Origin of the sequence: Erwinia sp. (assembly GCF_031978025.1) — a bacterium.
Taxonomy (GTDB): Bacteria; Pseudomonadota; Gammaproteobacteria; order Enterobacterales; family Enterobacteriaceae; genus Erwinia.
Map to the genome: position 1 here is coordinate 1 of NZ_DALZCD010000252.1, position 6,481 is coordinate 6,481.

The 6,481-nt window shown below is 54.7% G+C and carries 4 protein-coding genes; 1 reads left to right on the forward strand and 3 read right to left on the reverse strand.

Annotation, left to right across the window (positions count from 1 at the left end; translation table 11 throughout):
* A partial coding sequence (locus RTK32_RS17315; protein WP_312046148.1) for an EAL domain-containing protein occupies positions 1-2,238 on the forward strand: 2,238 nt, incomplete at its 5' end.
* Positions 2,239-2,241: 3 nt separating this feature from the next.
* Here RTK32_RS17315 and tehB read toward each other — a convergent pair.
* From tehB to ppk1, 3 genes are read right to left on the reverse strand one after another with little or no spacing between them, the layout of a single operon-like run.
* On the reverse strand, positions 2,242-2,838 hold the full coding sequence (gene tehB / locus RTK32_RS17320; RefSeq protein WP_312046150.1) for a tellurite resistance methyltransferase TehB: 597 nt from the start codon (positions 2,836-2,838) through the stop codon (positions 2,242-2,244).
* A complete protein-coding gene (gene ppx, locus RTK32_RS17325) occupies positions 2,835-4,364 on the reverse strand; it encodes an exopolyphosphatase (RefSeq protein ID WP_312046152.1) in 1,530 nt (509 codons plus the stop codon). Before ppx ends, tehB begins: the two co-directional genes overlap by 4 nt.
* Positions 4,365-4,369: 5 nt before the next feature.
* Positions 4,370-6,430, reverse strand: coding sequence for a polyphosphate kinase 1 (ppk1, locus tag RTK32_RS17330; protein ID WP_312046154.1), 2,061 nt, complete (start codon positions 6,428-6,430; stop codon positions 4,370-4,372).
* Positions 6,431-6,481 lie beyond the last annotated feature (51 nt).

The window sequence follows — 6,481 nt, forward strand, 5'->3', positions numbered from 1 at the left end:
ATGATCATCAAGGCCCGCCTTAACCGCTGTCGTCACAGCCCCTGGGGACTGGCCCTTATTCTGCCGGCTATCCTGATGCCGTTCACGACGCAGCTATCGGTGCACCTGTCGATGCTGGAAGGCTACGTTTATCTTATCTATCTGCCGCTGGCAATGATGATAGCGATGCTACTGGTATATGACTGGAAGGCTTTTCCGGGGATCGCTGTGGGGCTGAGCGTTTATTATTTTAATCGCTACGTGCCGGCGGCAGCGGCAGCGATTGTTGCCGCATGGCTGATCGTGCTGTTGAGCGGCTGGACTGGCTACCGACTGCAGGTGAAAAGACGCTGGGGCGTTAACTGTGGCGAGCTGCGCCTGATGCCTGAACGGTGTTTCTGGCTGGCTATTTTTATCCCCTCGCTGTTTGTTTTTACCATGCAGGTGCTGGTGGCGGCGGACCTGGTTCCAATCAAAGGATCGATCTTCTCCTGGGACCCCTTATCGCTGCATACACTGTTGAATTTTCAGTCCGTGCTGCTGGCCTGTATCACCATGGTGCCGGTCTGCTATCTGATTGTTCGCAGCCTGCGCAGTCCAGGCTATCTGCGGCTGACGATTTTCCAACTGCGCCAGCAATTTTCGCCCGAGGTCAGCAAAACGGAATGCGCAGTATGGGCGCTGATGTTAGTTTTCCTGCTGACCATGCTGCTGCTGCTCGCCTCGGGCCGACATAATTTATTAACAACCGAGTACGGTCTGCCTCTGATCCTGCCTTTAATGCTCTGGGCAGCCATGCGTTTTGGCTATCTTTTTACCGGGCTGGTTTGGGCACTGCTGCTAATAGCGCTTTATCAGCTGCGCGATCGCTTTCTCCATCCGGATACGGGGCCTTACCAGCTGGCGGTTATTTCAGCCAATCTGATCGTTTTCAGTCTTAGCCTGCTACTGATGGCGGCTATCACCACGCGCCAGCGCCGTACGCTGGCCAGAACCAAAGCGGCAGCATTAAACGATCCCGTGATGAATTTGCCCAATCTGCGCGCGCTGAGCCTGGCGCTGGCGAACAGCTCCAGCTCGACGCTTTGCTTTCTGACTATCCCCGATCTGGATCGCCTGAGTCGCACCTACGGCCTGCGCCTGCGTATTCATTATAAAAGTAGCCTGGCCGGACACCTGAAACCCGAACTCCTACAGGGGGAGGATGTTTATCAACTGCCCGGGTTCGATTTAGTGATGCGGCTTGAAGGCATTGTGCCAGTGGCGCGTATTGAAAACCTCGCCGCCAGGCTAAAAGATTACTGCCTGAGTTGGGATGGCCTGCCGGTCCATCCCGGTATCGGTGTCAGCTATTGCAGCGTGTTGCCGCCGGTCAACCATCTTTACGAACTGCTGGGCGAGCTAAGCGGCATGGCGGAGCTGTCGTTGACCAGTGGTATAACGGAGAATCTACGGCAGAAAATGACGCAGCCGGTTCAGTACCGCATCAGTAAAAAGATTTCGCTGCTGAATACGGTTCAACAGGCGCTGAAGTCTGAGGGTTTTCAACTCATCGCGCAGAGAATTTGCGGCGTGCGGGGGGATGACTATTATTCTGTCTGGCTCGCGCTGGAAAACGATCGTCGTGAGCCAATATCGGCAGAAGAATTCTATCCCATCGTCAACGAGTTCGGCCTGACCTGGACGCTGGACTGCTGGCGGTTGCGCCAGGTTCTCGCTTTTATCGACGAACATCGGGAGACGCGGCCCGGGCTGCGCCTGGCTACAGCGCTTTTTACCCTGAGCCTGTGCAGGCCCGGGCTGGCAAAAGATATTCAGGCAATATTGCAGGACTACGGGGTTGAACCGTGGCAGCTGATACTTTATGTAGAAGAGTCGCCGATGCTGACGCCGTTCAGCGGGGGATACCGCACGCTTGACCAGCTGCGCCGGCTGGGCTGCCGCGTGGCTATCAGTCACTTCGGGCGTGGCTACGGCAGCTATGCGCTGTTAAAGCCGATTGAAGCCGATATGCTGACGCTTCACGGTGAGTTTGTTCGTAATATGCTTGATAACAGCCTGGACTACCAAATTATTGAATCAACCTGCATTATGGCCCGGCTGAAAAAAATGCAGATTGTGGCAACGGATGTGGACACGCAGCAGGCGGATAATCTGCTGCGCAAGCTGGGCGTCGATTATCTGCAGGGCGCGCTGTATGGGGAAGCCAGGCCGCTGCGGTTATGGATGGAAGAAGCCGGGCAGCCTGCACCCGGCTGACCGTTACTCTTTTACCCGTTCTTTTTGCGCCAGCAGCGTGGCGAAACGCAGCGAGATACGGTTGCCATGTTCATCCGTACGGTGCAGCTGGCCGACATTCTCGTTATATTTTACGATCTGCCATTTACGGTAGTACTCGCTCAGCTCGCCGGATTTAAAGGCGAACGGGAAGAGCGAGCACGGGTAATCCTCTGTGCTCATCGCCGAGACAATCAGGTTATAGCCACCTCGCACCGTGCTGGCCTGCATATCGGCAATCAGCTGTGGAATGGCATCCGGTTGTAAAAACATCATCACTACGGTCGACAGCACCAGCTCATAAGCGCCATTAAACCGCACGTCATTAAGATCTTTTACGGCGGGATGAATACCGCTCAGCTTCTCTTCGGCAATGATTTGTTCAAGACGGGCCGGGTTGCGATCCCAGGCGGTCACATCAAATCCCTTTGAATGCAGCCAAAGCGCATTCCGCCCGCTTCCGCAGCCCAGATCGAGCGCCCGACCACCGGGCATTATCTGATTAACGGCCGCCACGACTTCGGAGTGCGGGGCGGTAAGCTGATACTTTTCGGTGTAATAATTGTCGGGCTTCTGGTTCATTCATCAGACTCTTTAATCATCAGCTGCCAGCCGGTTACCTCTTTCCAGTAGCTCTGTTCGCGCTCCAGATCGAGCTGGACCAGGTTATTCTGGCTGAAGTAATCGCGGGGGAAAGTCAGCGTCCAGTGGCCGTCGTCCGTCTCCAACAGCAGCGAATCGGGCGTCGAAGTGGCCTGGCGCTGATTATTCAGCAGCGTGCCCAGCCGCAGCAGAAACACCAGCGGCAGAAACTGTTTTTTCTTGTAGAGCGTCAGGCGTGGCAGCTCGTCCACCTTGACCCCTTTGCGATGCCAGCGCACCAGCGTAGCCAACAGCGTCTGCTGATCCTGATTAAAGCCCGGCATATTGGTGTTTTGCAGGATATAAGACGAATGGCGATGCAGGCCGCTGTGGTTGATGGTCAGCCCCACTTCATGCAGCATCGCTGCCCATTTCAGCAGTGCGGCAAGCTGTGGATTGGCCTGCTTAGGGTTTTGATCCCGCCACTGGACGTAGAGCTGTTCGGTGGTGTCCAGCACGCGCCTCGCCTGGTCGCTGTCGATAGCGTAGTGGTTCGCCATGCTCTGCGCGGTACGGCTACGAATATCCTGATGGCGAAAGCGGCCCTCCATCTCATACAGCACGCCTTCGCGCAGCGCGCCGTCCGACAGCCTGAGTTCACGAATAGCCAGCGCGTCGAAAACGCCGCACAGAATAGCCAGGCCCGGCACAAACACCACTTTACGTTCGTCGGAGAGGCCCGGCACGCTCAGGCTGTCGAAAGATTTATGTTTGATGACCTCGTCATAAAGTTTTTCCAGCCGTTCCGGCGTGATTAACTTGTCTTTCTCACCCATCGCCTGCAACACTTCTACCGTAGCTTTGATGGTGCCAGACGCACCCAGCGCATACTGCCAGCCGTGCAGGCGGTACTGCCAGGAAAGCGTTTCCAGTTTCTGCGTGGCGGCCAGCCGCGCGCGGCGAAAATTCTCTTTACTGATGACGCCGCCGGGGAAATAGAGATTGGCGAAGCTGACGCAGCCCATGCGGCGGCTTTCTACCAGTTTGGGCTCGAAATCCTCACCGATCACCAGCTCGGTCGAGCCACCACCAATGTCGATCACCAGCTTGCGGCCTTTTTCAGGCTGGGTGTGCTCCACGCCCATAAAAATCAGGCGTGCCTCTTCCTGACCGGAAATGACTTCAATCGGGTAGGGGATAACGTCCGCCGCGCGCTGTAAAAAATCTTCCGCGTTAACGGCCTGACGCAGCGTGTGGGTGCCTACGATGGTGACGTTGGCCGCGCTGAAACCCTGCAGGCGCTCGGCGAACAGCGCCAGGCAGCTCAGGCCGCGCTCTATCGCCTCTTCGGCCAGCACGTTGTTATGATCCAGCCCGTCGGCCAGATGCACTCGCTGTTTCAACCTGCCGAGCACCTGCATGGCACCGTCCACCACGCGGGCAATCACCATATGAAAACTGTTTGAGCCCAAGTCAATGGCGGCAAACTCCTGGGGTTTGGGCGTACTTTTCTGGGATATTGGCATAGTGATTAGTCAGGTTGTTCCAGAGATTTAATGTAATCGTAAATAGCCAACTGCGCGCGCACCTTGCGGCGGTTGCCGCGCGGAACGTAACGGTTGCTAAGTTCTTTGTCTACGAAGCGCGCCTTAAGCGTATCACTGAAGAGGATGCCAATAATATCCAGCACACGCTGTTTCAGAATAGGGTCAAGGATGCAGCAGGCCACTTCAATACGATAATCAATATTGCGCGTCATCCAGTCGGCAGAAGAGAGGAACACTTTTTTGTCCCCGCCGTTGTCAAAAATATAGACGCGGTCGTGCTCCAGATAGCGGTCGACGATGCTGATGACGCGAATATTGTCGCTGATGCCCGGCAGATTAGGGATCAGCGAGCACATGCCGCGCACCAGCAAATTGACCTTCACACCGACGCTGGAAGCGGTATAAAGCCTGTCCACCAGACCTTTATCAACCAGGTTGTTGATCTTCAGCGTGATGCCTGCCTGCACGCCTTTCTGCGCGTTGGCTATCTCATTGTCGATCAGCTGATAAAGCATCTGCCGTGAATTCTGCGGCGACACCATCAGGTGCTCGAAAGTGACCGGACGATAAGGGTTTTCAATAAAGTTAAAGACGCGTCTGACCTCATTAGTCAGGCGGGCGTCTGCGGTTAACAAAGAATAGTCGGTGTAAATGCGCGCGGTTTTCTCGTTGAAATTGCCGGTGCCGATATGGGCATAGCGGACAATTTCGCCGTTTTCCCGACGGGAAATTAAAAACAGCTTGGCGTGAATTTTCAGACCGGGCGCGGAGAAAATCACGTGCACGCCCGCTTCCGTCAGGCGTTTCGCCCAGTGGATATTTGCTTCTTCATCGAAGCGTGCCTGCAGCTCCACCACCACGGTGACTTTTTTACCGTTATAGGCGGCGTGGATCATGGCATCGATAATGCGTGAGTTCTTCGCCACGCGGTAAATATTGATCTTGATCGCCAGCACGGCAGGGTCGAAGGAGGCCTGACGCAGCAGCTCCAGCACGTGCTCAAAGGTGTGATAAGGGTAGTAGAGCAGTACGTCGCGATTGCGAATGGCGTCAAAGCCGTTGCGGAAGCGATCGAACCAGATATGGCGCAGCTGCGGCAGCGGCTTGTTGACCAGATTGGCCTTGCCGACGTTCGGGAAACCGATAAAGTCTTTGAAGTTGTGGTAACGGCCGCCGGGCACGATAGAATCGTAATTGCTGATGTTCAGCTTCTTGCTGAGCATTTCCACCATCGCGTCGGGCATGTCACGCTGATAGACAAAGCGTACCGGCTCGGCGGTCAGGCGTTGCTTCAGGCTGGAAGACATCAGCTCCAGCAGGCTGGACTCCATTTCGGTGACCAGGTCATATTCCGCATCGCGGGTCATCTTCATCGAATAGGCGTTCAACGCGTCATAATCAAAAAAGCCGCTGAAGATATCGCCCAGACAATAGCGCAAGATGTTATCTAACAGAATCATCGGTTTACGACGGCGTGGCGTTTCAGGGGGCAGATTGACGAAGCGCGGCACTTTGTCGGACGGGATTTCCAGCAGCGCATGGTTAATCTCTTCACCACGAATAATCTCTACGGCCAGATAGGTGTAGTCGTCCTTCAGAAACTCAATCAGATCGGTATCGGGATAAACCAGGATCGGCGTGATGTGCTGACGCAGCTCGTGTTTGAAATAGTGTCGCAGCCAGCTTTGCTGGTTGGGAGAGAGCTGGCGTTCGTTAATCAGAAAGATTTGGTTGCGTGCCATTTCCAGCAGCAAATCGTTATAGAGGCCGTCAAACTCCTGATCGGCTTTCAGCACGCGAGCCTGAATTTTTTTTAGCAGGTGGCGCGGCGTGTCGGGCGAACCCTGTTCTTCCCCAATCAAAATGCGGCGTTTGAGATCGGCAAAGCGGACTTTATAAAACTCTTCCAGATTATTGGAGTAGATGCCCAAAAACCGCATCCGTTCAATCAGGGGATTGGTTTTGTCCGCCGCTTCCTGTAAAACGCGCTCATTAAAGGATAACCAGCTTAACTCTTTCTCTATATAAAGCTTTTCCTGACCCATTTTTACTCCGTTCCACAGATCCCGTCAAAAACCAGACATTGTCTCAAGGCA

Excerpts from the sequence above, each read along its gene's own strand:
- ppx (WP_312046152.1), bottom strand. The coding sequence starts at position 4,364 with ATGCCAATATCCCAGAAAAGTACGCCCAAACCCCAGGAGTTTGCCGCC.
- ppk1 (WP_312046154.1), bottom strand. The coding sequence starts at position 6,430 with ATGGGTCAGGAAAAGCTTTATATAGAGAAAGAGTTAAGCTGGTTATCC.
- tehB (WP_312046150.1), bottom strand. The coding sequence starts at position 2,838 with ATGAACCAGAAGCCCGACAATTATTACACCGAAAAGTATCAGCTTACC.